This is a genomic window from Saccharopolyspora sp. NPDC000359, assembly GCF_040300525.1.
In the GTDB taxonomy this organism is placed as follows: Bacteria; Actinomycetota; Actinomycetes; order Mycobacteriales; family Pseudonocardiaceae; genus Saccharopolyspora.
The window spans coordinates 1-26275 of record NZ_JBEPDU010000049.1 but is presented as its reverse complement, the minus strand read 5'-3'; the positions used below and the strand labels follow the sequence as shown (position 1 = coordinate 26275).

Genomic DNA, 26275 nt, shown 5'->3' with positions numbered 1-26275 from the left:
CTCCGTTTCAGAGCGGGAGTTCGGCGACCTGGCTGCCGGAGGTGGTGAACCGGAAGGTGAGTTCCGTGCTGCCCGCCTCGGCCATGGCGCGCCGGAGTTCCTGGTGGTGCGCGGGTTCGCAGTAGATGAGCAGGAACCCACCGCCACCCGAGCCGAGCAGCTTCCCGCCCCCACCACCGGCGTCCTGGGCGGTGCGCAGCAGTTGTTCGGCTCGGGCCGTGGAGACTCGTGCGCCGAGCTTGGCCTTCAACGACCAGTGCTCGGCGATGAGCTCACCGATGGCGGCCACGTCACCGCGGTTCAGGCAGTCGATGGCCTCGGTCGCGATGCGGCGGATCCCGTGCAGGTGGCTGATGACGGCCGCGTCGCCGCGGATGGTCCCCAGGTTCTGCTCGGCGAGCACCTCACCGGCGTCGCGCGCCGTTCCCGAGTCGAAGAGCAGCAGCCGGTGCTCCAGTTCCGCGACGACGCCGGGTTCGAAGGACGGGGTCTCGACGACGGTGTGCCCGTCGGGCGGGAAGTGCAGGACGCGCAGGCCACCGTAGGCCGCCAGGTAGTGGTCCTGCTTGCCCACCGACCTGCCGAGGCCGGAGATCTCGATGGCACTCGCCCGTTCGGCGAGTTCGGCGGCGCTGAGCCCTTCCCCGTGCCCGGTGGCGTGCACGGCCGCGACCGTGAAAGCACCCGACCCGCCCAGTCCGCGGCCGCTCGGTGCGTCCCCGAAGGTGGCGAACTGCAGGCCCTGGTCCGTGCCGACCTCCGCCAGGCAGGCGCCGATCATCGGATCGAGGTGGTCGCTCGGGTGCTCGCAGAGCACGCAGGTGTCCGTGGCGATCCGCACCCGCCGGTGGAACTCGCGCGGGTAGACCGCGACGCCGACGTATCGGTCGATCGCGGCGCCGAGCACCAGGCCGCCCCACCGGCGCGCGTAGCTGAGCACATCGGTGCCGCCGCCCGCCAGGGAAATGCGCAGCGGCGCGCGTGCGATCACGAAGCGCTGTTCGTCTTCCTCGAGACGTCCCATGATTTCCCCGCTAGCACATGTTTTCAGTACCGTTCCACGACGTACCGCAATTCCTTCTCCGCGCGGTCGACAGGAATTCCAGGCCTACCCGACTGCCGCGCCCACTTCGCGCTGCAGGAGGACGATGTTGTGCGACAGCCGCCGCCACATGGCCTGGTCGTCGGCGTCGCCAGAATGCGGGTGTGCGAATCTTCCCACGTACTCCGTGATTTCGGACAGTATCCGGCGGATGCGGTAGAAATCAACGACGTCGTCCCGTCCGGGCGGTGCCGAACCGAAGGTGCGCGCCACGTTGTACCAGTCCCGTTCCGGCGGGGCCCACGTCAGACCTCCCCAGTCCACCACGAACAACCGGCCGCGGTGCACGATGACGTTGTCCGGGCTGGGATCCCCGTGCGTCAGCACCGGAGCCACCCCCGCCCCGGCGCAGCTCTCCCCGACCTCGGTGACGGTGCGGCGGACCGATTCGAGGGCGTGGTGATTGCGCAGCACCACCTCGCGCACGGCATTGCCGTAAGGACCTCGCGAGGGCATTTCGCCGGTGGCCGCGCGGAGAGCCCGGTCCATCCGCTCGGCGAAGGGCAGCGTGAAGTCCTCGCGGGGCAACGGCAGATCGGCGTCGACCGTGCTCCGGTGCAGCAGTCCCACCATGTCCTGCACCTGGCTCCGGTGGCCGTCGAGGTCGGCGGCACTGGTGGGCAGCGCGACGGCATCCAGGTGCGGGAAGACGACCACGGGGTGGCCGCCCACGTGGTGGACCACCCGACCGTCCGCCCCGGCCAGCGGTGCCACGACGAACTCGAGGCCCGCCTGGTGCAGCTGCCAGGCCGCCTCGTAGGCCGCCGGGTGGTGCCCGTCGAGGTCACGGCGGACGCTGACCCACAGCGGGCCGATCCGGTAGGCCCAGCTGTCCTCGCCGCGCGGGACGAACTCCGCGGCCGGGGCCCGGACGCCGAACTGCTCGGCCGCCAGGGCGAGCAGTTCGGCGGGGTGGACCGACGAGTTCCTGGTGAGCATGACAAGTCCCCTCAGCCGTACCGCTCGGCGAGCACACCGGCCAACCGGTGCGCGAGCGCCAGCGTGGTCAACGACGGGTTCGCCGCGCCGGCGCGCGGGAACGTTGCTGGCCCGGCGGCGTAGAGCCCGGGCACCGCGCGGAATTCGTGCGAGGGGTCCAGCACCTCGCCGATCGCCAGGCCACCGCCTTCGTGGTCCTCGGTGCCCAGCAGGCTCGTCCACGTCACCGGGGCCAGCTCCGGGACGGGGTCGAAGGTCTGGGGCAGCAGGAACGTGTTGTCCCGCTCCGGCCGGTCGAAGTCGCCGAACTCCAGCGCTGCCGCGGGCAGTCCCAGCTGGTGCGCCAGCTCCGCCCAGAAGGCGTCCAGCGCGGCGCGCTGCCCGTCGACCACCTCGCGGTCTGCTGCCGAGAGGCCAGAGCGCACCCAGGTCCGCCACGGGTAGCGCGGCTCAGGTCGACACCGCACGTAGCTGTCCTCGTGCGGCAGTTGCTCGCCGGTCATCCGCACGTCGAGGAGCAGCCCGGTCGCCGTCGGGTGCACGTCGAAGCGCAGGTAGGAGCGCGCTCCGACATCCGCGCGGGCCACGTACGAACCGGGCTCGACGCCGAACTCCGCGCGTTCGGTGACGCGCGCGGGCACCTTGACCGCGAACCCCTGCACGAGGTGGTCGTTGAGGCCGGTCAACTTCGGCTCCGGCAACCGGCCCACCTCGACCAGCGCCTGGATCGCCAACCGGTTGTTCTCGATCGTCCCCGCGCAGAGGACCACCGCGTCCGCGGCGATCCGCTCGGGGCGGTCCGTTCCGGTGGGGCGCCAGAGCACCCCGGACACCGCCCCGTCGCGGAGCTCCACCCTCAGCACTTCGGAGCTGCTCAGCAGCTGCCCGCCGCCGGGCCAGGAGGTCAGCGGGGAGTACGCGCGCCACCTCCGACCCCCTCCGGGCTCCACCACGCACGCCCGGGGCGTCCGGTGGAAGTCCACGCCCCCGACCGCCACCGCGCCCGCCCGTTGCCGGTCATCCGTCGGCAACCCGACTTCCGGCAGCCCGAGCTGCTCGGCCAGCCGCTGGTACAGCGGCGGGCCACCACGCCAGGACGAGGTGAGGTCGTCGACGACCTCCCGCGGCCACCAGGGCTCGCGCAGCGCCCACTCCTCGATCGGCAGGGCGACTCCGTGCCAGTACAGCGACCGGCCGCCGAGCCTGCGGCGCAACCCGGAGTTCGCGGTGTAGTGCGGAGCCGACTCGGAGCGCCATGGACGGTGGAAGTGCTTGTCCCGCACCGGGTCGAAGGACAGCTCCAGCGCCCCGGCTGCACCGTGCTCCTGGTTGACGTGCTCGATGCCGTCGGACGGTCCGGCCTCCAGCACTCGCACGTCGATGTCCTGGCCGGTCAGCTCCTTCGCGAGTTCCAGCCCGGCCAGCCCGCCACCCACCACGACGCACCTCGCACGTCGTGGGGTCCCCACCGCCTCAGCAACCATCTGCAGTGCTCCGTTTGGGTCGACATCGGAATGGCGAATTCGTCCGCACCGTTCGACTGCGGAAGGTACGCAGTCAAACATTCCACGGAACTCCGCCACTGCCAACCACATTGGGTCGCGGCGTTCGACCGGTACCTTGCCGCGGTTTCCGGTGCACCGCACAATCCACGGAGAGCACACGAATCCAGACGGCCGATTCGTCATTCTTCGCGTCGTCGCGCGACAACGCGTTCCGGGATGAGTTCATGGTGTCGAAAGCCGGTGACCGCATGGCTGCTGCCAGCAGGGAACACGACCACCGCAGCGTTCGGGTGGCCGTGGTCGGAGTCGGGAACTGCGCCGCATCACTGGTGCAGGGCGTGCAGTACTACCGCGACGCGGCCGCGGATTCCCGCGTGCCGGGGTTGATGCACGTGCGCTTCGGGCCGTACCACGTCCGAGACCTGGAGTTCGTCGCCGCGTTCGACGTGGACGACAAGAAGGTCGGACGCGACCTGAGCGAGGCGATCGCGGCCAGTGAGAACAACACGGTGAAGATCACCGAAGTGCCGCCGCTCGGCGTCACCGTGCGCCGCGGCCACACCTTCGACGGGCTCGGCCACTTCTACCGGCGGACCATCGAGGAATCCGCCGAACCGCCGGTCGACGTGGTCGCCGCGCTCCGCGAAGCCGAGGTCGACGTGCTGGTCTGCTACCTCCCGGTGGGCTCCGAGCAGGCCACCCGGTTCTACGCGCAGGCAGCCCTCGACGCGGGCACGGCGTTCGTCAACGCCCTGCCGGTGTTCATCGCATCGGACCCGGAGTGGGCGGCCAGGTTCACCGCGCGGAACCTGCCGATCATCGGCGACGACATCAAGTCCCAGCTCGGCGCCACCATCACGCATCGGGTGCTGGCCAAGCTCTTCGAGGACCGCGGGGTGCGGTTGGACCGCACCCTGCAGCTCAACGTCGGCGGAAACATGGACTTCCTGAACATGAAGGAGGCCGAGCGCCTGGAGTCGAAGAAGGTCTCCAAGACGCAGGCCGTGACCTCGCAGCTGGCCCGCGAGCTCAGCAACCGCGACGTGCACATCGGACCGTCCGACTTCGTGTCGTGGCTGGACGACCGCAAGTGGGCCTACGTCCGGCTGGAGGGCAGGGCGTTCGGCGACGTCCCGCTCAGCATGGAGTACAAGCTGGAGGTCTGGGACTCGCCCAACTCGGCGGGTGTCATCATCGACGCGGTGCGGGCCGCGAAGATCGCGCTGGACCGGGGGGTCGGCGGTCCCATCCGGTCCGTGTCGGCCTACTTCATGAAGTCCCCACCGGAGCAGTACGACGACGCGACCGCGCGCGAAGCGGTGGAGCGGTTCATCCGCGGCGAACCTGGCGCCTGACCGCGCGGAGGCCGCCGGTCACCGCAGCTGGTCGCGGTACCAGGCACCCCACTCCGACAGGCGGTGGACGATGTCCTCCAGGCTCCGGCCGACCTCGGTCAGGCTGTACTCGACCTTCGGCGGGGCCTGCGGGTGCACCGTGCACAGCACGATGCCGTCGGCCTCGAGCTCGCGGAGCTGGCGGGTCAGCATCCGCTGGCGGCCCGGTTGGTCAGCCCCGCCCGCAGGTGCGGGGCGAAGATCGCGCCGACGGCGTTGGCGACCGCCATCGGCAGCAGCGCCGCCCCGGCCAGCAGTGGCGAGTAGCCCGAGATGAGCTGGAAGTGCTGCGTGCTGAAGAACATCAGCGCGATGTAGGCCGCGAAGCTGGCCAGTATCGCCCCCGTGGCGACGGAGAACCTCCGGTCGGCGAACAACGACAGCTCCAGGAGGGGTTCCCGGATCCGGCGCTGCCGAAGCACGAACGCGACGAGCAGTGCCACCTCCACCGCGCTGATGAGCAGGTGCGGTGTGGAGATCGAACCGTGCTCGCCGACCTGCTTCAGCGCGTACACCACGCCGCCGAGCCCGAAGATCGACAGCGCAGCGCTGAGCGCGTCCCAGCGGCGGTGCGCCCCGTCCCTGGATTCCGGGACGACGACCGCGCCGACGACCAGCGCGGCGACCACCACCGGCACGTTCACCAGGAACACCGACCCCCACCAGAAGCGCTCCAGCAGCAGCCCGGCCGCGATCGGCCCGATGGCAGTGCCCACGCTGTGGCACGCCGACCACACCGATGGCGAACGCGCGTTCCCGCGCATCGGGGAAGACGACGCGGATGGTGGCCACCGTGGCGGCCGCGATCATCGCCGCGGCGACCCCGAGCGCGACCCGGGCGCAGATCAGCACCGTGGGCGTGGCGGCCAACGCCGCTCCCAAGGATGCCACGCCGAACACACCGAAGCCGCCGAGCAGCACCTTCTTCCGGCCGATGCGGTCGCTCAGCGTCCCGCAGGTGACCAGCAGGGCCGCCACGGTCAGCGGGTAGCTGTCGACCACCCACAGCAGTTGCGACGCGCTGGGCAGCAGGTGCTGGGACAGCGTCGGAACAGCGACGTGCAGGATCGTCATGTCCATGCCGACCAGCAGCAGCGTCGAGCTCAGGACCGCGAGCACCAACCACCTGTGCCGCGCCGTGCCGACGTCATCCGTTCCGGGCCCACCGCCAACCCCCCGCGCGGGGCGTGCTCTCGATGTTCACCCCGGGATCGTCGTCTGCCGCGCCGGAGCCGCACAAGTACGGAATTTCCTGTGCCACAGGCACATCGCGTATACCGCGCAGGTGCGCGGAGGCACCTCCAGTACCGCCAGGACATCACTGCGAAATAGCGGTTCCGCGCTCCTCGCGCAGGGTGCGGAGCTCGCGGACGCTGTCGGCGAGCGTGCGGTCCCCGAGGGAGGCGAGCACCGCCTCCTCCGCCTCCGCGGTGAGCTTCGCGAAGTACTCGCTGGCGTGCTCGGTCACCAGGCACACCTGTTCACCGAGCGGCGAGCAGGCCCACAGCGGCTTGTCACCGACCGCGCACCGGTAGACCTCCGCGAGGGTGATCTGCTCCGCCGGGCGTCCCAGCCTCGCCCCACCGGTCCGGCCCTTCGCGCACACGACCAGCCCGGCGTCGACCAGCGGCAGCAGGAGCTTGCGGACCAAGCTGGGGTTGGCGTCGAGCTTCCCGGCCAGCTGGGCCGAGCTCAACGCAGGCGAGTCGTGCTCCTCGGCGACCGCCAAGGTCAGCATCAGCTTCAGCGCCCGGGAGAACCGGATGTCCAGCACGGCCGCCACCTCCCTGCCGCAGGCTGACGATGATCCTACCCTCCCCACAGTAGCGACTCCGGCGGTTGGGGAACGACGCACCAGGAACCGGTGGGCGCTGATTAGAGCCCGGTTACCTCGCGGTTGTCGCACGCCGCGCGGGCGGCGTCGATGCGCGACACGCCTGGTCGCGCTCGATGCTGTCGGCCAGCAGGTGTGGCCTCCAGCAGCCGGACCGGGTGAACGACCTGGTGGCGCGCATCCACCGCGTCGGAGCTCGGCCAGCGAGCATCGACCGGCGTCCGGTCTGAGCAGGTGAGCGAGTGCCGGAGCTGCCGAGCGGCCACGACCGCACGATCACCATGCCCGCCGAGCTCGCCGGGCTGCTGCTCGAAGCGGCCTGGTCGGGTTCGGGGGCACCGGGCTCCGCCAGCTCGACAGAAACTGTACTCTTGACTTGTACATTTTCTTCCCGGCACCGTCTGACAGGAGACCGCCACGGTGAGCACCCGCGCCGCTCAACTACTGTCCCGCCCGTTCGAGCTGGGATCGGCCAAGCTGCCGAACCGGATCGTGATGGCCCCCATGACCCGCCAGTTCTCCCCGGGTGGCATCCCCGGTGACGACGTGGCCGTGTACTACGCGCGGCGCGCCGCAGCGGGTACCGGCCTGATCATCACCGAGGGCACCACCGTCGACCACCCCTCCGCCGGGTTCAGCGACGACATCCCCCGCTTCCACGGCGAGGAGCAGCTCGCCGGGTGGGCCCGGGTCGTGGAGGCCGTGCACGCCAACGGCGGCAAGATCATGTCCCAGCTCTGGCACGTGGGCATCCAGCGCCCCGCGGGCGCCCCGCCGGTCCCCGGCGCCCCCAGCGTCGGCCCGTCCGGGCTCGGGCTGGACGGCACCCCCGCGGGACAGGCGATGACGCTGGCCGACATCGACGACGTCGTCCGCGCCTTCGCCGACGCCGCGCAGGCGGCCGAGCGCATCGGTTTCGACGGCGTCGAGCTGCACGGCGCGCACGGTTACCTCATCGACCAGTTCCTGTGGGAGCGCACCAACAAGCGCACAGACGCCCACGGCGGCGACCCGTCCGCCCGCACCAAGTTCGCCGCGGACATCGTGCGCGCCATCCGCGAGCGGGTCGCCCCCGACTTCCCGGTGGTGCTGCGCTTCTCCCAGTGGAAGGGCCACTACTACGACGCCCGGCTGGCCGAGAACCCGGGCGAGCTGGAGGCCGTGCTGACGCCGCTGGCCGATGCCGGGGTCGACGCCTTCCACGCCTCCGTCCGCCGCTACTGGACGCCGGAGTTCCCCGAGTCCGGCTCCGAGCTCAACCTCGCCGGCTGGACGAAGAAGCTCACCGGCAAGCCGGTCATCACCGTCGGCTCGGTCGGCCTGAACAAGATCTTCGAACCCGACTCGCTCCGGGGGGCGGAGGCGGCCGCGGAGAGCATCGAACGGCTCCTCGACCGCTTGGAGCAGGACGAGTTCGACCTGGTCGCGGTCGGCCGAGCCCTGCTCGCCGACCCGCAGTGGGTGGAGAAGGTCCTCGCCGACCGCGCCACCGAGCTCACCCCGTTCAGCAAGGCGGTCATCGAGCGCCTGCACTGACCGCGACCAGCCAGCCAGGTCGAGCCGCAGTGCGGTGCACTGCGGCTCACCTAGCTGGTCGAGGCGGTCGGGCTGACGTCGAGCCCACCGGCCGCGCGGGCTGCCCGAGCGACCTGCACCAAGGCCCGGGCCAGCACCGGCTCTGGCTCCACCGCGCTGGTGACCAGCGCGATCTCGGCGGTCACCGACGGATCGCGCAGCTTCAGCACGCGGGCACCGGCCGGAACCCGCAGGGTCCGGATCCAGGTGTGCGGCACGATGCTCGCCCACCGCCCGGTGCCGACGTGCGCGAGCAGCGCCACCACGGAGTCCGCCTCGAGGCGCGGGGTCACCGCCAGCCCGCGGGTGGCCAGCGCCTCGTCGATCAGCTGACGCCCGCGCATCCCCTCGGTGAGCAGGCACATCGGCAGCCCCAGCACATCCGACCAGCTGATCGTGTCGGCCTGGCCGGTGAGCAGCTCGCCGCTGGCGATGAGCACGTGCTGCTCCTCGTACAGCGGCGTGACCACCAGCTCGGCGGTGTTCAGCCCGTGCGGGTAGATCACCCCGGCGTCCAACTCGAAGCGGCGGATGCGCTCGACGACCTCCGAGGACCGCAGGCTCGTCTCCAGCTGCACGCGCACCAGCGGGTGTTCGGCGCAGAACGGGTCGGTCAGCAGGGCGGCGGTGCTCGCCGCGGCCGGGATCACGCCCATCCGGAGCTCGCCGGTGAGACCGGTCTGCAGGGCCGTGACCTCCTGCTTGAGGGCGTCGTGGTCGGCCAGGATGCGCCGCGCCCACAGCACGAGCCGCTCGCCCTCCGGGGTGAGTCCCTCGAAGCTGCGCCCGCGCCGCACCAGCGGCACCTTCAGCTCCTGCTCGAGCTTGCGGATGGCTTCGGACAGCGCTGGCTGGGACACGTAGCAGGCGGCTGCCGCGCGGGCGAAGTGGCGCTCGCGCGCGAGTGCCACGAAGTACTCGAGCTGGCGGAAGAGCATGCCCCATTCGACCACGCCGCGCCCGCCCGTCTGGCCCTCGAGCTCGACTTGATGACCGGGGCCCCGCCGTTCGAGTCGGCCCACACCCAGCGGTTGACCTGCAGGAACGGCGTCGCACCGCGCCGGTCAGTCGGCGTCGAGCGGGGGTTGGCCTGCGTCGTAGATGAGCACGCCCCGCTCGGCGACCACGCGCGCTTCGGGGCTGGGGCGGTGCGACCGCACCTTCCCGTCGTGCATCAGGTGGCCGACCTCCACCCCGCGGACCAGGACCAGGTGGTCGGAGATCAGCTTGCGGTGGCAGCGCCACCACAGCGACTCGGCGCACATCACCGCGTGCAGCTCGGTGGCCGCGGCGGCGAGCAGGTCGTCGACGGCGGCCCGGAACTCGGCGGAGCGCATGTGCTCGGCGTAGCCGCGGAACGACTTGTTGCGCAGCGCGGTGTCGGGGCCGTCCGGGTGCGCCCGGCGCCAGCCACCGAGCCGCGACTCCCAGCGGTAGCCGATGCCAGCCTCGGGCAACCAGCGCGACATCGCCGCCCGGGCGGCGTCGGGGTTGCGCCGGCTGCCGGGTGCGGTGCGCACGTCGACCAGCTGGCGGATGCCCGCGCCGTGCAGCAGCTCGGTCACGCCGCCCGCGTCGGCGGTGCCATGTCCGAACGTCAGCACCCGCAACGGTCCCGCGTCACCATCCACTTCGGACTCCACGAGTCGCTCCCCTTGACCAGTAGGTCACCGCACGCGTCCGGGACGTGGACCGCTCGGGCGTCCCCCGATTCCGCTCCCCTGCTCGTGCATCGCGACAGCCAGCGTGCGACGACCTCGCCCGTGCCTCCTCCGACCGACTGCGGGTGTGGTCCTCGGTCATGTCCGCTCCTCCTCGATGGCCGCGCCCCTGGCCCATCGTGCGCGGAACCCTCCCCCGCTCGCAGGACGTAGCGATCCGGCAGCGCGACCAACCGCTGGCGCAGTGACTACCAGGAACGCGGCGCTTCGAGGAACTCGGCGGTCGAACCGGCGGGGGCTCCGCCAGGCGGGACCACGGCGAGGCCGTCGGAGAGCGCCAGACCACGCAGCATCGCGGGACCGTCGAAGGGCAGCGCGGTGGCGGTGTTCTCCCGGAGCGCGACCGGCAGCAACCTGGTGCTGCGCGGATGTCCTGGCAGGTCAACGGCAGCGGTGACCCGGTGCGGCACGCCTCGCCCGCTGCCGTCGAGGCTGCTCAGCAGCGGCTCGACCAGCGTCGCGGTTCCGGCGACCGCCGCCAGCGGGTTGCCCGGCAGCCCGACGAGCCAACGGTGGCGGCCGCCCTCGGGTGGGAGTGCGGCGAGCAGCACGGGGTGGCCGGGGCGGACTGCCACCGAGTCGACCAGCAGCCGGGCATCGAGGTCGGCCAGCACCCGGTGCAGGAAGTCGGCCGGCCCGGCGGCGGTGCCACCCGTCGTGATCACGACGTCGGCCGGGGAGTCGCTGATCGCGGCGCGCAGCAGGTCGAAGTCGTCGGCGAGGCGGCGGCTGCCGATCAGCTCCCCGTGGCGCCGTAGCCACGGGGACAGCAGCGGGGTCAGGGCGTCGCGCACCCGGCCGCCGCGGGGTGGCCCGGAGTCGAGGAGCTCGTCACCGAGCACCAGCAGCTCCACCGCCGGACGCCGGTGCACTGCGAGCCGGTCGTACCCGGCTGCTGCGGCCAGGCCCAGCACCGCAGGGGTGGCCGCGGTGCCGACTGGGACCAGGCGTTGCCCTTCGCGGCATTCCTGGCCGCGCGGCCGGATGTCCCGACCCGGGGCCAAGCGGTTCGGCGCGCGGTCGAACAGGATGCGGCCCGAGGCGTCGACGTGACCGTGCTCCCGGCGCAGCACGGCCGTCGCCCCAGGTGGGAGCTGAGCTCCGGTGGCGATGCCCAGCGCACTGCCCAGCGCGAGCGGTTCGGCTTGGCTGCCCGCGAGCACCCGGCCCTCGCGCAGCTCCCACGGCCCGGGCCCCGCCACCGCCCAACCGTCCATCGCGGACGTGTCGAAGGCCGGGAGGTCGGTGCGGGCCGCCAGGGTTTCAGCCAGGACGTGGCCGAGGGCGTCGGGGATGTCCCGCAGGACCGGCGGCAGGGCGCGAGGTGCCGCGGCCCGGGCGATTTCCCGAGCCTGCGCCCAAGTCAGCACCGGCGGGAGTTCCACCGCGGTCGGGGTGCCGGTGGCGGCGCTTGCCAGGTGCATCGGATTCCTCGGGCCGGGCTTCGGTTCGGGGTGTCGGGCGGTGCGGTGTGGTCGGTCCACACTGGATCGGGGGAGCATGGCCTGACGGGGTTTCAGGTTCACCCCACCCCGGATGCCCGGTCAAGCGGTAGTACCTACCGGTCGATAGGTGGTCCCTTTCACTGCTGGTGGACGGGCGCACAGGCCCCAGGTGACGGTCGGTCGCCTGGGGTGGCGCGACCTCGATGAGGTGATCTCACCGGAGCCCGCTCGGGCGAGCCACCAGAGGATCCGCAGTTTCAATTGAAACTGCGGATTTCCGGCGTGTCGGGCGCCCGACACGCCGGTGGTGCGACGCGATTTCCTGGAGATCAGACGGCCGATTCCATCGAAATCGCGTTGGTCACCACCCCGGACGATCGTGACCGCATACCGGAAGTGAGCGCGCGGCGCAGTCCTTCGTGCGTGAGGCAGTTCTTCGCGGTGGGGCCTGAGGTCGATGCGGTGGGCCGAAGTCGCGCGGGGAGTCGGCGGGAGTGCCTGGTCATGGTTGTGATGAGGGGCACTCCCCCCACGGGTTCTGGGTCTGGGGCTTGGGTTGATAGGTGGTGGTTATCGGGTGATCGGGAGTGGTTCTTTGACTTCGATTCGCCGCGGGGTCTTGGGTGGGAGCGGTGGTCGCCGACCGTGGGGCCGGTGCGTGGAGGAGGGCTGACGCGGCATGAGCGAGAACGACGGTTCCGGCGGGGAGGATCTCTCGGTCAGTGCGCCCAAGACCTGGGCCGCTGGGGTGCCCGCCGTGGCCCACGCGCTGGAGTACTCGCTGAAGCAGACCTCACCGCGTCGGACCATGTTGACGCTGCTGAACGTCAACCAGGCAAAGGGGATCGACTGCCCCGGGTGCGCCTGGCCGGAGGCCGGGCCCGACCAGCGGCCGCTCAACGAGTACTGCGAGAACGGCGCCAAGCACATCAACGACGAGGCGACCACGCGCCGGGTCACCGCCGACTTCTTCCGCGAGCACCCCATCTCCGAGCTGGCCGGGAAGTCCGACCAGTGGCTCAACCAGCAGGGGCGGCTCACCGAACCGGTGGTCAAGCGCCCGGGTTCGGACCACTACGAGCCGATCAGCTGGGATGCGGCCCTCGACCTGCTCGCCGCCGAGCTCCAGGCGCTGGACTCGCCGGACGAAGCGCTGTTCTACACCTCGGGTCGGCTCAACAACGAGGCCGCCTTCCTGCTGCAGCTGTTCGCGCGGGCCTTCGGCACCAACAACCTGCCCGACTGCAGCAACATGTGCCACGAGTCCAGCGGTTCGGCGATGCAGGAGGCACTGGGGGTCGGCAAGGGCACGGTGAGCCTCGACGACCTCCACCGCGCCGACCTGGTCTTCGTCGTCGGGCAGAACCCCGGCACCAACCACCCCCGGATGCTGTCCGCGCTGGAGCAGACCAAGCGCAACGGCGGCCAGGTCGTGGCCGTGAACCCGCTGCCGGAGGCCGGGTTGCTGCGGTTCAAGAACCCGCAGAAGGTCCGCGGCGTGCTCGGCCGCGGCACCGCCATCGCCGACCAGTTCCTGCAGATCCGCCCCGGCGGCGACCTCGCGCTGTTCAAGGCGCTGAACCTGCTGCTGCTCGAGGCCGAGGACGCCGCACCCGGCACCGTGCTCGACCACTCCTACATCCAGGCCAACACCAGCGGTTTCGCCGAGTTCGCAGAGCGCGCCCGCGAGCTGTCCTGGGACCAGGTGCGCGCCGCCACCGGGTTGACCCGCGAGGAGATCGAGCAGGTCCGCGACCGGGTGCTGGCCAGCCGGAGCGTCGTCGTCTGCTGGGCGATGGGCCTGACGCAGCAGAAGCACGGCGTGCCCACCATCCGCGAGGTCATCAACTTCCTGCTGCTGCGCGGGAACTTCGGCAAGCCCGGCGCGGGCGCCTGCCCGGTGCGCGGGCACAGCAACGTGCAGGGCGACCGCACGATGGGCATCTGGGAGCGGGTGCCGCAGTCCTTCCTGGACGCGCTGGAGCGCGAGTTCGGCTTCACCCCGCCGAGCAAGCACGGCTGGGACTCGGTGGACTCGATCCGCGCCATGCTCGACGGCCGCGCGAAGTTCTTCCTCGGCGTGGCGGGGAACTTCGTGCGGGCCGCACCGGACAGCGACCTCACCGAGCGCGCGATGCGCCGCTGCCGGCTCACCGCGCACATCTCCACCAAGCTCAACCGCTCGCACACCGTCTGCGGTGAAACCGCCCTGGTCCTGCCGACACTCGGCCGCAGCGACCGAGACGTCCAGGCCACCGGTGAGCAGTTCATCACCGTCGAGGACTCGATGAGCGCCGTGCACGCCTCCCGCGGCCGCCTGGACCCCGCGTCGGACGCGCTGCTCAGCGAGGTCGCCATCATCAGCCGCCTCGCGCGCCGGACCTTGGGCACCGAACCCGCCATCCCGTGGGAGGAGTTCGAGGCGGACTACAGCACCGTCCGGGACCGGATCTCGCGCGTGGTGCCGGGCTTCGAGGACTTCAACGCGCGGGTGGCCGAACCAGGCGGCTTCGTGCTGCCGAACCCGGTGAACAGCGGCGTCTTCCGCACCGCGACCGGCAAGGCGATGTTCACCGGGAACGACTTCGAGATGCTCACCGCGCCCCCGGGCCACCTCGTGCTGCAGTCGCTGCGCTCGCACGACCAGTGGAACACCATCCCCTACGCCCCGAACGACCGGTACCGGGGGATCCGCAACGCGCGCCGGATCGTGCTGGTCAACCCCGACGACCTGGCCGAGCTCGGGTTCGCCGACCGCGCCGAGGTGGACCTGGTGAGCGTGTGGCACGACGGGGTGGAGCGCCGGGCGCGCAACTTCCGGCTGGTCAGCTACCCGACGGCGCGGGGTTCGGCGGCCGCCTACTACCCGGAGACCAACGTGCTGGTACCGCTGGACAGCGTGGCCGACATCAGCAACACCCCCACGTCGAAGGGGATCGTGGTGCGGTTGGAACCAGCGACCGCCTGAGAGGACGAGCCATGGGACGAGTCACCGCGCGGCGGCGGGTGCTGCGCATCCGCGACGGGGTGCCGTCGCACCGCCCGGACACCCTCGCCGTCGAGGAACCGCTGGAGATCCGGGTCGGTGGTCGCCCGCTGACCATCACCATGCGCACCCCGGGCCACGACTTCGACCTCGCGGCCGGGTTCCTGGTCGGCGAAGGCGTCGTGCGCGCTGCCGAGGACGTGGTCGGGATCCGCTACTGCGCGGGTGCCACCGCTGATGGCAGCAACACCTACAACGTCGTCGACGTCGCCCTGGCCCCTGGTGTGCCGCTGCCCGAGGCCTCGCTGGAGCGCAACTTCTACACCACGTCCTCATGCGGCCTGTGCGGCAAGGCCAGCCTGGATGCGGTGCGCACGAAGGCGACCTGGCCCCTCGACGATGACTCGCCCGGCATCGACCTCGAGACCGTGGCGGCCCTCCCCGACCGGCTGCGGGAGGCCCAGCGGGTGTTCGACAGCACCGGCGGCCTGCACGCCGCCGGGCTGTTCACCACCGACGGCGAGCTGACCTGCCTGCGCGAGGACGTCGGGCGGCACAACGCGGTGGACAAGGTCATCGGCGACGCCTTGCGCGCCAACCGGCTGCCGCTGCGGGACACCATCATGGTGGTCAGTGGGCGGGCTTCCTTCGAGCTCGTCCAGAAGGCGGTGGTGGCGGGCGTCCCGGTGCTGGCCGCGGTGTCGGCCCCGTCCTCGCTCGCGGTCGACCTCGCCGCGGACTCCGGCCTGACGCTGATCGGTTTCCTGCGCGGCCGGTCCATGAACGTCTACACCGGAACCGACCGGGTGCGAGCGGAACTCGCCGCGAGTTAGCCGCGGGTGGTTTCGCGCGCCGCCCGCCGCGGTATCCGACGAGGTCGAAATGGGTTGCCGGAACTCGTCCGCGCGTCGCCTAGGATCGGTTGGTGGACGCGGTCGTCGACGGCGCTGCGGCCGGCGAACGCCGCGGCGCGGGGAAGGTGTGGCTGCCGGTGCGCAAGGTGAAGGATCTGACCGGGCCCGGGATCACGGACTGCTTCGGTGTTGGTGGTACCGACCTCGGGGTGACCACGATCGCCCCGGACGGGCGGCTCGTGTCGGTGTTCGGCGACACCTTCGAGCGGGCGGGCGTGGGCGGCCCCGGCTGGCGCTCCCCCGTGGTGCTCTTCGGGGACGCGACGACCGCCCGGACCGGCATCCGGTGGACGGGGTCCACCGGGCCGCGCTCGCACTACGCCGACCAGGTGCTGGACTACGAGCACGACTCGATCGTGCGCGGGCGGCGGGTGAGCACCACGATCCCCACCGACGTCATCACCATCGGCAGCGAGATGTACCTGCACGTCATGGTCTGCGAGGGGCTCGGCAACGTGCACTGGACGGAGGTCCACCGCTCCACCGACAACGGTGAGACCTGGCACCGCACCGGGGCGAGCTGGCCCGGTGACCACCACGGCGGCCTGTTCCAAATGTTGACCTGGGAGTTGGGCGACGACGGCTACGTCTACGCCTTCTCCACCGGTTTCCAGCGGGACAAGGGGCTCGTCCTGCAACGGGTTCCGGCCGACCAGGTCGGCGATCCGCACGCGTGGGAGGGGTGGGGGTTCCGCGACGGGGCATGGGCCTGGGGCAACCCGCCGACCATCGCCCTCACCGGCGCGTTCGGGGAGCTCTGCCTGCGCCGGGTCGAGGGCCGGTGGTTGCTGTGCGTCTTCGACGCGGGCAACTACCGCATCGACGTGCTGGACCTCGACGGCCCCACGGCGAACCTGTACGAGGCCCCGCGCGGCACCGTGCTGCAGGGCACGTCGTGGCAGCACGAGGACCACGGCCGCGGTCAGGTCGCCCAGCTCTACGGCGGCTACATCGTGCCCGGCTCGACGCTGGACGACCTCCACCTGGTGGTCAGCCAGTGGAACACCGAGCGCAACTGGCCGTACCGGGCCATGCAGTTCGCCGGGAGCGCGCCCCGGCCCGGGTCCACGCCCGAGGTCGGCGAGCCCGCCGAGGCCGGTGGCGGCTCGGGCATCCTCCACGCGGTGCGGGAGGTCGCTCGGCGCTTCACCGGGTAGGTCGCGCTCGTCCATCCTGGTCGGTCGTGCATGGGTACCACCCGGACCTGGGTAGCCCAGCGGCACGTGGGAACTGTTCCGACCGGGTGGGATGGGGGGCGTCGATGACCCGGCGAACCGAGTCCGGTCTCACCGAGGCCTGGCCGAGCCTCCCGGTCGACGACTGGGTCGGCACCAGGGACACGCTGCACATGTGGACCCAGGTCGTCGGCAAGATCCGGCTGGCCCAGGCCCCGATGTCCCCGCACTGGTGGCAGGTGGTGCTGTACGTGACGCCGCGGGGCCTGTCCACCTCGTCGATCCCGCACGGCCGGCGGCTGTTCGACGTCGAGTTCGACTTCGTCGACCACCAGCTGCGGGTGCGCTGCAGCGACGGTGGTGAGCGGCGGGTGGCGCTGGAACCCAAGTCGGTGGCCGAGTTCCACCGCGAGCTGGTGGCCAAGCTCGCCGAGCTCGACCTCGAGGTGACCTTCGACCCGCGCCCGGTCGAGGTCGAGCGCGCCATCCCGTTCGCCGAGGACACCGAGCACTGCAGCTACGACCCCGACCACGCCCAGCGGTTCTGGGCGCAGCTGGTGGCCACGCACCGGGTGCTCAGCCAGTTCCGGTCCCGGTTCGTGGGCAAGGTCAGCCCGGTGCACTTCTTCTGGGGCGCGATGGACATGGCCTGCACCCGGTTCTCCGGGCGCACCGCCCCGCCGCACCCCGGGGGCGCGCCGAACTGCGGTGACTGGGTCATGGTCGAGGCCTACTCGCACGAGCTGTCCAGCTGCGGGTTCTGGCCCGGGGCCAGCGGCGAGGGCACCTTCTACTCCTACGCCTACCCGGAACCGCCCGGCTACGCCGAGCACCCCGTGCTACCAAAAGCCGCTGGCTACGACGCCGATCTCGGCGAGTTCGTGCTGCCCTACGCCACCGTGCGCACCTCCGACGATCCGGAGGGGACCCTGCTGGCGTTCCTGCAGACGACCTACGAGGCCGCCGCCGAAGCCGGCGGGTGGGACCGCCGTGCCCTGGAGGTCCCGGACCGGACAGAACCACCCGGCTGACCGCGAACCCGCAGGAGGCGTCGACGATGACTTCCAACGACCTACCGGCGCCCGAGTCCGGGCTCCTGCTGACCCACTTCCTGACCGTGTCCGATGTGGCCCGCTCCCGGGAGTTCTACGCCGAGGTCTTCGGCGGCCGGGTGGTGCTCGCGGAGAACCCGTGCATCGTCAAGATCGCCAACAGCTGGATCATCATGAACCCCGGTGGCGGCCCCACCCCGGACAAGCCCGGCACGGTGCTGGAGCCACCGGGCACCACCGACGTGGTCTCGGCCTTCCTCAACGTGCGGGTCGCCGACATCGCCACCTTCTACGCCGAGGCGCGCGGCAAGGGCGCCGAGTTCCTCACCGAACCAATCGACCGCAAGGCCGAGATCCGCTGCTACCTGCGCGACCCGGACGGCTACCTGATCGAGGTCGGGCAGGCCACCGGCATGCTGGAAGGCATCTTCGCCGATCCACCGGCTGGCACGTGACCGCGGCTCCCCCTGGCCCTGGTCGGCAGCCAGCGCAGCGGCGGGTCGCCCACCCCCTGCGGATCGACTCGTTCCCCAGGCATCGACCAGGCTCCGCGATCCACGCCGTCAGGCGGGCGGTGGTGATCACGCTCTCATCTGCTCCTCCCGATCAGCGACTGGGCCAGGGCGTCGAAGGTCGCGCGGGTCCCGGCGGGCATCGACAGCGAGTCCAGGCAGCCGTCGACCTCGGCCAGGTGTCGGGCCGCTTCCTGCTCGGCGAACTCGCGACCACCGGCCTCCTCGACGAGCTCCGCCGCCAACCGCAACTCGAAGTCGGTGCGGACACCGCGCTCGACGAGCACCCCCAGCCGCTCGCTCGCGGAGCCCCCGGCGGCCAGCGCGGCGATAACGGGCAGGGTGCGCTTGCCCTCGCGCAGGTCCCCGAACACCGGCTTTCCGGTGCGCACCGGGTCGCCCCAGATGCCGAGCACGTCATCGGTGCACTGGAACGCCAGGCCCAGGTGGCGTCCGAGGCGGTCGAAGCAGTCCGCGACCGCCGCGTCGGCACCGCCCAGCAGTGCCCCGCCCGCCGCGGCGAAGGCCAGCAGCGCGCCGGTCTTGGCCTCCGCCATCGCCTGGTACTCGGCGACGGCGACCGCATGCTCCCCCGTCCACGGCCGCGTGGTGAACCGGATGTCGTCGACCTGGCCCACGACCACCTCCCGCATGGCGGCGGACAGCCGCACCGCCACCGCGGGCGCGCTGGGGTGGCCGCTGCCCAGCAGGGCCCCGAACGCCTCGGAGTGCAGCGCGTCACCGATCAGGATGGCCGCCGGGACCCCGTACTCCTTCCACACCGTCGGCTGCCCCCGCCGCAGCTCGTCGTTGTCGATGATGTCGTCGTGGATCAGGCTGAAGTTGTGCACGAGCTCGACGGCCGCGGCCGCGGACACCGCGTCCGCCGCCTCGGCCCCCACCGCCTCCGCCGCGAGCACGGCCAGGGTCGGGCGGATGGCCTTGCCCGCCGCGCCGGAGTCCCCGGCCCACCACCCGAAGTGGTACCTGCCGATTCCGCCCAGCGACGGGCCCAGCCGGTCGACGAGCTCGCGCAGCACCGGTTCGGTGAGTTCGCGAGCACGCCGGATCGCGTCGATCCCCAGGCCGTGATCAGCGCGCGCAGTCGCCGGTGACGTCATCGTGATCCGCCTCAATCCTGGTCTCGTCCCCCCCCCGACCAGACCAACGCTATGCACCGGCGGGCCCGCTCGTATCGGCCGAACTGCCAACGAAGATCAACCGATCGGCCGAGGTCGACGCAGACCGCCTCGTACTTTCGGCCAGAAAGGCACCCATCACGACGATTCGCCTGCACGGCGACCGCCCATCGCCTAGCCTCGCCGCGCCGCCCGGCTGCCGGTCCACTGCGGACCCACGACCGCCAGGCACGACTCCCAGGCGAGGGACCCGCCGAACACCACCCGCGGCCAGCGGCGCCCTGCTGCGTCGCACCCGGTGCCGACAACTGATCCAGGTCAGCGCGACGCCGCAGGGCCGTCGTGGTGGGAAGGGGCCGTCGTGCCGCCGAGGGGCATCGGGGGCAGCCCGAGCTTGCGGTGGTCCCAGGACCTGGTGCGGTCGACGTGCAGCCGCACCGCGACTCGCTTGTGGAGCATCGTCTTTACCAGCGGCTCCACCTCGTCGCTGTACGGCCCGTGGTAGCGCTCCCACATGTTCACCCCGACGTTCCACAGCGCTTCGGCGTCGTCGACGAGCTCGGCCCGCCCTTCCATCGAGACGCCACGCAGCGCGTCGTAGGTCAGGCCGTCCTCGATGAGCACCGTGGCCCTCGGGTCGCGGCTGAGGTTGACCGCCTTCTGCGCCTTGGCCTTGGTCTCGAACCACAGGGCCCCGTCGATGACCGCGAACCACATCGCGACCGCGTGCGGGTGCCCGCTCCGGCCGAGCGTGATCAGCGTGGCCGTGCGCTGGCCGGACACGAAGGCCGCGATCTCCTCCGGCGTCATCTGGACTTCGGACCGCTGGTTGCGTCCCACAGCTCTCCTCCCTGCTCGGCGGGTTCGTCCCGGAGGTCGCGGCCGCGGGTCTCGGCGATCAGCAGCACGGCGGTGGTGCTGATCGCGACCGCGACCACGATGATCCAGCTCAGTGGCAGGCTGGACCCGCCGGTGGTGGCCACCAGCGTGGCGGCGACCATCGGGGTGAACCCGGCACCGAGCAAGCTTGCCACCTGGTAGCCGAGGGACACCCCGGTGTAGCGGACGCCGGTGCCGAACATCTCGGACAGCATCGGGGCCAGCGGGGCGTACATCAGGTTCTGGAAGACCTGCGCGATCATCAGCGCGGCGGTCATCGCCGCCACCGAACCGGTCCCGACCAGCGCGTACATCGGGAAGGCGAAGGCGGCCGCGCCGACCGCCCCGGCCAGCAGCACCCGACGCCGCCCCACGCGGTCGGACAGCGCCGAGAACAGCGGGATGCCGACCAGGCCGGTGAGGCTGATCAGCAGGTGGGCCCGCATGATGTCCGGCAGGGCGTAGCCGAGCCCGGAGGCGTGGGCCACGCTGTGCGATCCGACCAGGGCGGTCAGCGCGAACGGGCCGATGCCGGCCGCGCAGGCCAGCAGCACCGCGCGGGGCTTCTTGAGCACCCGCACCAGCGGCATCGGCTGCCGCGCGCGGACCTTCCCCGCCGCGACGGCTTCCTGGAACAGCGGGCTCTCCACCACGCTGAGCCGGACGTAGAGCCCGAGGACGAGCAGCGCCGCGCTGGCCAGGAACGGGATCCGCCACCCCCAGGCCAGGAACTGTTCCCTCGGCAGCAGGGTCACCAGCGCCACCGCGCCGTTGGACAACAGGGACCCGAGCGGGGAGCCCATCTGCATGATGCCCACCCAGGCGCCGCGCCGCTGCGGGTCGGCGTGCTCGATGACCATCAGCGCGGCCCCGCCGTACTCACCGCCGACCGCGATGCCCTGCACGACGCGCAGCAGCACGAGCAGGACCGGCGCTGCCAGCCCGAGGGTCGTGTAGGTGGGCAGGACGCCGATGAGCGCGCTCGCCACGCCCATCAGCACCATGCTCGTCACCAGGGCCGACTTGCGCCCCAACCGGTCACCGAAGTGCCCGAACAGCAGGCCGCCGAGCGGTCGGGCGACGTACCCGGCCGCGAGGGTGCCGAAGGCCGCGATCGTCGACGCCGCCGGGTTCGACGCCGGGAAGTACAGCGTGCCGAAGACCAGCGCGGCCATCGTGCTGTAGAGCAGAAAGTCGTAGTACTCGATGACGGTGCCGAGCAGGCCGGAGACCGCCACCCGCCGCACCTGCCGAGCGCGATCAGCCCCGGGAGCAGTCGGTTCGGGCCCGGCCATCGACACCTCCCAGCAAACCAAGCGCTTGCTCGCTAGCAAGCTACGCACCCGGTCACCCCCGGTCAAGACCCGGAAACCAGCCTGGCACCGAACAGACCCGCGCCCGGTCAGCCGGTCGGCGGTGCTTCGAAGCTCTGCAGCCGCCCCTGCTTGACCATGAGCAGGTGCACGCCGATCGCGCATAGCACCACGAAGCCCGCGATCCAGAGCATCACCTCGGTGAACCCCGCGATGACGGCCTCGCGCCCGGTGGCCCCCGACGAGCGCAGCACACCCACGATGATCGGCACCACGACGCCGAGTCCGAGCCCCATACCGAACTGGCCGACCGCCGGTTTGACCGCGCCGACCGAACCCACCATCTCCTTGGGCGCCGCGGACATGATCACCGCCGACTCGGCGTTCTGCGCCCACATGATCCCGAAGCCCACGACGAACGCGCAGGCGGCGAAGTACCAGGAACCAGTGGTCGTGCGCACCAGGCCGAGCAGCAGGATGCCCAACGCGATCGTGAGCAGGCCGCTGGTGAAGATGGTGCGGGCGCTCAGGCGCAGGCGCTTCTGCGCCTCGCCCGCCGCGAGGGTGCCGAACAGCATCCCCACCGACATGGTGGTCAGCGCGATCGAGGCGACGAACGCGCTGCGGCCCAGCACGCTCTCGAGCACGGTCGGCAACTGCATCGCGATCACGCCGTTGGCGAAGTTGAACACGATCCCCACCACGCAGGCGGCGGTGAAGGCGGGCACCGCGAACAGCCGGATCGGGAACCCAGGTCGGGTGCTGCGCGCCTCCCAGAACGCGAACAGGGCCAGCAGCACCACTGCCAGCAGGAGACCGCCCAGCACCACCGGACTGCCCCAGCCGAGCTCGCCCGCCAGGGTGAACCCACCCATCAGGCAGATCAGCGCCACGGCGGCGAGCACGACGCCGACCGCGTCGAAGCGCCGCGGGTGCGCCGCCCGGCTGTCCGGCACCGCCAGCGCGCCGAACGCGGTGAACGCCACGGCCAGCACCGGGATGATCAGGCAGGTGGCGCGCCAGCCCAGCGAGGCCTGCAGGGCACCGCTGCCGAGCGTGCCGAGCACGCTGATCGCCGACTGCACTCCCAGCCAGGCGCCGAACACGCGCGGCAGCTCCTCGGGCCGGAACAGCGTCGGCAGGATCGCCAAGCTCATACCGAAGCTCCCCGCTGTGCTCACCCCCATCACCACGCGGCCGACCACGTACAGGCCAGCCACCGGGGCGGTCGCGCACAGCACCCCGCCGACGGCCATGCCGAGCGTGCCGACCAGCAGCACGCGGCGTCGTCCGCGCAGGTCGCCGAGGATCCCGATGCCCAGCATGGCCGCGGCGAGCAGCAGCGTGCCGACGCTGGAGGCGAACGACCGCACGCTGGGGTCCATGCCGAGCTCCTCGGCCACCTCGGGCAGTGCCAGCGAGTTCAGCGTCGGGTCGAGCACCTGCAGCGCGGACAGCAGCGACAACCCGACCAGCGCGTACGCGCGCCGGTGGCGGCTGTGGGCCACCTTCGCGGGCCAGCGCTGCGGGACGGGCGTGTCCATCCTGCTCACCCCGGGAAGGTGCGGCGACCGTCGAGGTAGGTCGAGTGGACCGGGATGTCACCGATCTCGCCCGGCGGCACCGCGTGCGGGTCGGCGTCCAGGACGACCAGGTCCGCGCGCTTGCCGACCGCCAGCGATCCCACCTCGTGGTCGGCGAAGAGCTGCCAGGCGGCGTCGATCGTCTCGGCCCGCAGCGCCTGCTCGACGGTGACCCGGTGCTCCGGCCCGATGACCCGGCCGCTGCGGCTGGCGCGGGTGACGGCGACCTGGATGTTGCGCAGCGGTTCCGGCGGCGTGACGGGCGAGTCGTTGTGGAACGAGATCGGCACCCCGGCCCGCAACGCGGCCCCCGCGCAGGTCCACGACTCGGCGCGGGCCCCGAACAGGCCGTCGACCAGCACGTCGCCCCAGTAGTACAGGTGGTCCACGAAGAGGCTGCAGGTGACGCCCAGCCGCGCCGCGCGCCGGTACTGCTCGGGGGTCATGGCGCCGCAGTGCTCCAGCCGCAACCGCGCGTCCGCCCGCTCCGGGTGCGCGGCGAGTGCCTCCTCGAACACGTCCAGCACCATCTCGACGGCCTCGTCGCCGTGCACGTGGCAGGCGATCTGCCAGCCGGGCGGGAAGTAGGCCCCGACGACCTCGGTGAGCTGCTGCCGGGTGTAGTTGGTGCCACCGCAGTGCCCGGGCGGCAGCCCCATCGCGCGGGTCTGCGGGGTGTCCAGGTACGGGAAGCTGGTGGCGATGTTGCCGACCCACGGCGACCCGTCGGCCCAGATCTTGATCCCGACCTGCTGGAACATCGGGTCGTCGCGGTCCTGGCCGGGCACGACGTCGGTGCGCTTCTCGGGCACGCTCACCTCATAGACCCGCATCCGCACCTTCGCCTGCGCCGAGCGGCAGAAGTCCTGCGCGCGCTCGCGGGCGTCGCGGCGGAACCCCAGGTCGGCGACGGTGGTGATGCCCGCCCGCGCGAGCCGGTTGTGCTCGTGGCGCATCAGGGTGGCGAAGTTGTCCGCGTCCGGCGGGCGGATCGCGCCGCCCAGCACCAGCGCGGTCGCGGGCGCCTCGAAGGCCGCGCCGGTGGGTTCTCCCGCCTCGTCGCGCTCGAACCGGGACCCGACCGGGTCGGGGGTGTCCCGGGTGATGCCGGCGCGCTGGACCGCCAGGGTGTTGCCCCAGGCGCTGTGCCCGCTGTTGTGCATCACCGACAGCGGGTGGTCCGGGCTGAGCTCGTCCAGGAGGGCCCGGCTGATCGCCGGCAGGCCCTCCTGCAGCAGCGGATCCCAGCCGAAGGCGCCCAACCAGCAGCCGGGATCGGCGGCGGCCACCGCTGCGCGCAGCCAGGACAGCACCTCCTCGGCGGTGGCGCAGGTGACCGGGCGGATGTCCAGCACGTCCGGACCGGCGATCACCATCTCCAGCGTGGGGTGCCCGTGCGCCTCGACGAAGCCCGGCAGCACGGTCCGGCCAGCGAGCTGGACCAGCTGGGTGCCCGGACCGCTCCAGCGCTGGACCTCCTCGTCCGAGCCGACCGCGGTGATCCGGCCGCCGGAGACCGCCAGCGCGCTCGCGCGTGGCTGGTCGGTGGTCATGGTGAGCACGTTGCCGCCGACCAGGACCAGTTCTGCTTCGGACATCGGCCACCTCTCCCGCTTGGAAACGCCAGCCCACCGATCCTGCGCACCAACCCGGCCGCACGCACGCGGATCACGATGGCGGCGAGTGACCACAGAGGACCGGAAACAGGCGCGGGCTGGCGATCCGCCCTCGTCCCACACCCCTTCGGCGGGCGCGCCACCGCAGGTCGGAGCACCTGCCGCCGGGCGAACGGGCGCAGGGGCTTGATCCAGGTGACGGGACCGCAGATAATCCGTCGTCAACTTCCGCCAACACGGGTGGGCCCGTCCCACCCCCGCGCACAGCCGGGAGGACAGGGTGAACGCGAGCGCTGCCCAGGCCAGTCGCGCGGTGCGCGCCGAGATCGCGTCGTCCTGGCGGCGCGCCTCCCTGAGCGGGCTGCGGCCGGAGTCGGCGCTGGACCGGTTGGACGTCGCCGAGTTCGATCCCCGCAGCAGGCTGCGGGTGGCGGCCACCCCGGTCCTGGACGAGCTCGCGGTGCGGTTGAGCGGCACCACCTTCTGCGTCGCGCTGGCCGACAGCTCCTGCCGGATCGTCGACCGCCGGTTCACCGACCTGCGCACCGAGCGGGCACTGGACCAGGTCAGCGCGGTCCCGGGCGCGCAGTTCAGCGAGGAGGTCGCGGGCACCAACGCGCTGGGCACGCCACTGGAGGTCATGCGCGGTGTCACCGTGCACGGGCGGGAGCACTTCATCGAGGCGTTGAAGGCGTTCAGCTGCTACGGCCACCCGATCCGCAACCCGGTGACCCGGCGGATCGAGGGCGTCCTGGACATCACCGGGGTGGGCCCCGAGGCGAACCCACTGTTCGCGCCGCTGCTGCAACGCGCCGTGGAGGACATCGAACAACGCCTGTGGGCGGGGGCGCGGCAGTCCGAGAAGCGGCTGCTGCAGGCCTTCCAGCACGCCACCCAGCGGCGGTGCCGGGCGGTGGTCGCCTTCGGCGGCGAGGTCGTGCTGAGCAACCGTGCGGCCCTGGACCTGCTGGAGCCCTCGGACCACGCGGTGCTGCGCGACATCGCCGAGGCCGCACCCGCGTCCGGCGAACTCGCGCGCGACCTGGTGCTGGGGTCGGGCGCACCAGTCCGCCTGCGCGCGCTGAGGGTTGGCAGCGCACCGGACGGCGTGCTCGTCGAGCTGACGCCCCGCACCCGGGTTCCGCGCGGCGGCACCACCGGGTCGCGCTGGTCCACTCCGGACAGCCGGCTGGCGGAGCTGCGCGGCAGCGGCGAACCGGTGCTCATCGCCGGTGAACCAGGGTCGGGGCGCACCCGCGCCGCTCACCTGGTCGTGGGCAGTCGCGCGGCGGTCCTCGACGCAGCGGACCTGGTCGTGCTGGGCGAGCGGGAGTGGGCCGAGCGGTTGGACTCGGCGACGGCCGACGCGCTGGTCGTCGAGCGCATCGAGCTGCTGCCCGACGCGTTGTGCGCCCGGCTGGCCCGCAGGCTCGCCGAGCAGCCCCGGGTGGTGCTCACCTCCGCTCCGCAGGCCGACCTGCCCGACGGGGTGCGCAGCGCGGCCGCGCTCTGCCCGGCCCGGGTGGACCTGCCGCCGCTGCGCAACCGGGCCGACGAGCATCGCGCGAGCCAGCCCGGCGAACTCGTCGGC

The 26275-nt window shown here is 71.9% G+C and carries 21 protein-coding genes and 2 pseudogenes; 9 read left to right on the top strand and 14 right to left on the bottom strand.

Annotated features, from left to right (window positions below; genetic code table 11):
* Positions 1 to 7 precede the first annotated feature (7 nt).
* The 3 genes from ABT324_RS26500 to ABT324_RS26490 form a co-directional block, all read right to left on the bottom strand.
* On the bottom strand, positions 8 to 1024 hold the full coding sequence (locus tag ABT324_RS26500; protein ID WP_351182931.1) for a GHMP family kinase ATP-binding protein: 1017 nt from the start codon (positions 1022 to 1024) through the stop codon (positions 8 to 10).
* Positions 1025 to 1108: 84 nt separating this feature from the next.
* A complete protein-coding gene (locus ABT324_RS26495; protein ID WP_351182929.1) occupies positions 1109 to 2041 on the bottom strand; it encodes a phosphotransferase in 933 nt (310 codons plus the stop codon).
* Between the two features lie 11 nt (positions 2042 to 2052).
* Positions 2053 to 3525, bottom strand: a complete 1473-nt coding sequence (locus ABT324_RS26490; RefSeq protein ID WP_351182927.1) for a GMC oxidoreductase — start codon at positions 3523 to 3525, stop codon at positions 2053 to 2055.
* A 269-nt stretch (positions 3526 to 3794) separates the two neighbouring features.
* On the opposite strand from ABT324_RS26490, the gene ABT324_RS26485 reads away from it, so the two are divergent.
* Complete coding sequence (locus tag ABT324_RS26485; protein ID WP_351182925.1) at positions 3795 to 4901, top strand: inositol-3-phosphate synthase; 1107 nt, start codon at positions 3795 to 3797, stop codon at positions 4899 to 4901.
* 18 nt (positions 4902 to 4919) lie between these two features.
* Here ABT324_RS26485 and ABT324_RS26480 read toward each other — a convergent pair whose 3' ends face one another.
* The 3 genes and pseudogenes from ABT324_RS26480 to ABT324_RS26470 all read right to left on the bottom strand — a co-directional run bounded on the left by ABT324_RS26480 (position 4920) and on the right by ABT324_RS26470 (position 6714).
* Positions 4920 to 5093, bottom strand: a complete 174-nt coding sequence (locus ABT324_RS26480) for a winged helix-turn-helix transcriptional regulator (RefSeq protein ID WP_351182923.1) — start codon at positions 5091 to 5093, stop codon at positions 4920 to 4922.
* A pseudogene (locus tag ABT324_RS26475) lies at positions 5087 to 6014 on the bottom strand (MFS transporter). The gene ABT324_RS26480 and the pseudogene ABT324_RS26475 overlap by 7 nt, the downstream one beginning before the upstream one ends.
* Positions 6015 to 6258: 244 nt before the next feature.
* Positions 6259 to 6714: an RrF2 family transcriptional regulator gene (locus ABT324_RS26470; RefSeq protein WP_351182921.1), complete on the bottom strand. Its 456-nt coding sequence runs from the start codon at positions 6712 to 6714 to the stop codon at positions 6259 to 6261.
* 480 nt (positions 6715 to 7194) lie between these two features.
* Here ABT324_RS26470 and ABT324_RS26465 point away from each other — a divergent pair, with 480 nt between their 5' ends.
* Positions 7195 to 8310: an NADH:flavin oxidoreductase gene (locus ABT324_RS26465; RefSeq protein WP_351182919.1), complete on the top strand. Its 1116-nt coding sequence runs from the start codon at positions 7195 to 7197 to the stop codon at positions 8308 to 8310.
* A gap of 50 nt (positions 8311 to 8360) precedes the next feature.
* On the opposite strand, the gene ABT324_RS26460 is transcribed toward ABT324_RS26465, so the two are convergent.
* From ABT324_RS26460 to ABT324_RS26450, 3 genes are all read right to left on the bottom strand, one after another.
* Positions 8361 to 9287 carry a LysR family transcriptional regulator gene (locus ABT324_RS26460; protein WP_351182917.1) on the bottom strand — a complete coding sequence of 309 codons (927 nt, stop codon included), beginning with the start codon at positions 9285 to 9287 and terminating at the stop codon, positions 8361 to 8363.
* A 126-nt stretch (positions 9288 to 9413) separates the two neighbouring features.
* A complete protein-coding gene (locus ABT324_RS26455; protein ID WP_351182915.1) occupies positions 9414 to 9980 on the bottom strand; it encodes a DUF488 domain-containing protein in 567 nt (188 codons plus the stop codon).
* Positions 9981 to 10258: 278 nt separating this feature from the next.
* Positions 10259 to 11494, bottom strand: a complete 1236-nt coding sequence (locus ABT324_RS26450) for a molybdopterin molybdotransferase MoeA (RefSeq protein WP_351182913.1) — start codon at positions 11492 to 11494, stop codon at positions 10259 to 10261.
* Positions 11495 to 12194: 700 nt separating this feature from the next.
* On the opposite strand from ABT324_RS26450, the gene ABT324_RS26445 reads away from it, so the two are divergent.
* The 5 genes from ABT324_RS26445 (at position 12195) to ABT324_RS26425 (ending at position 18097) form a co-directional block, all read left to right on the top strand.
* On the top strand, positions 12195 to 14483 hold the full coding sequence (locus ABT324_RS26445; protein ID WP_351182911.1) for an FdhF/YdeP family oxidoreductase: 2289 nt from the start codon (positions 12195 to 12197) through the stop codon (positions 14481 to 14483).
* Positions 14484 to 14494: 11 nt separating this feature from the next.
* The gene (gene fdhD, locus ABT324_RS26440) at positions 14495 to 15334 is read left to right on the top strand and encodes a formate dehydrogenase accessory sulfurtransferase FdhD (protein ID WP_351182909.1); all 840 of its coding nucleotides are present in this window, start codon (positions 14495 to 14497) and stop codon (positions 15332 to 15334) included.
* A gap of 92 nt (positions 15335 to 15426) precedes the next feature.
* The gene (locus ABT324_RS26435; RefSeq protein WP_351182907.1) at positions 15427 to 16572 is read left to right on the top strand and encodes a glycoside hydrolase family 183 protein; all 1146 of its coding nucleotides are present in this window, start codon (positions 15427 to 15429) and stop codon (positions 16570 to 16572) included.
* Positions 16573 to 16676: 104 nt separating this feature from the next.
* Positions 16677 to 17621, top strand: a complete 945-nt coding sequence (locus tag ABT324_RS26430) for a DUF5996 family protein (protein ID WP_351182905.1) — start codon at positions 16677 to 16679, stop codon at positions 17619 to 17621.
* Positions 17622 to 17647: 26 nt separating this feature from the next.
* Positions 17648 to 18097 (top strand): VOC family protein, encoded by a 450-nt coding sequence (locus ABT324_RS26425; protein ID WP_351182903.1) that lies wholly within the window; start codon positions 17648 to 17650, stop codon positions 18095 to 18097.
* Between the two features lie 134 nt (positions 18098 to 18231).
* Here the strand turns inward: ABT324_RS26425 and ABT324_RS26420 are convergent, their stop codons facing one another.
* The 5 genes from ABT324_RS26420 to ABT324_RS26400 form a co-directional block, all read right to left on the bottom strand.
* Positions 18232 to 19275, bottom strand: a complete 1044-nt coding sequence (locus ABT324_RS26420) for a polyprenyl synthetase family protein (RefSeq protein ID WP_351182901.1) — start codon at positions 19273 to 19275, stop codon at positions 18232 to 18234.
* A gap of 336 nt (positions 19276 to 19611) precedes the next feature.
* On the bottom strand, positions 19612 to 20133 hold the full coding sequence (locus ABT324_RS26415; RefSeq protein WP_351182899.1) for a pyridoxamine 5'-phosphate oxidase family protein: 522 nt from the start codon (positions 20131 to 20133) through the stop codon (positions 19612 to 19614).
* A complete protein-coding gene (locus tag ABT324_RS26410; RefSeq protein ID WP_351182897.1) occupies positions 20100 to 21467 on the bottom strand; it encodes an MFS transporter in 1368 nt (455 codons plus the stop codon). Before ABT324_RS26410 ends, ABT324_RS26415 begins: the two co-directional genes overlap by 34 nt.
* 107 nt (positions 21468 to 21574) lie before the next feature.
* Complete coding sequence (locus ABT324_RS26405) at positions 21575 to 23029, bottom strand: MFS transporter (protein ID WP_351182895.1); 1455 nt, start codon at positions 23027 to 23029, stop codon at positions 21575 to 21577.
* A gap of 5 nt (positions 23030 to 23034) precedes the next feature.
* Complete coding sequence (locus tag ABT324_RS26400) at positions 23035 to 24666, bottom strand: amidohydrolase (RefSeq protein ID WP_351182893.1); 1632 nt, start codon at positions 24664 to 24666, stop codon at positions 23035 to 23037.
* Positions 24667 to 24952: 286 nt separating this feature from the next.
* On the opposite strand from ABT324_RS26400, the pseudogene ABT324_RS33435 reads away from it, so the two are divergent.
* Positions 24953 to 25501, top strand: a pseudogene (locus ABT324_RS33435) (sigma-54-dependent Fis family transcriptional regulator); the annotation flags it as partial.
* Positions 25499 to 26275, top strand: a 777-nt coding sequence (locus ABT324_RS33430; RefSeq protein WP_502949799.1) for a sigma-54-dependent transcriptional regulator family protein, incomplete at its 3' end; no start/stop codon positions are given. The pseudogene ABT324_RS33435 and the gene ABT324_RS33430, both read left to right, overlap by 3 nt.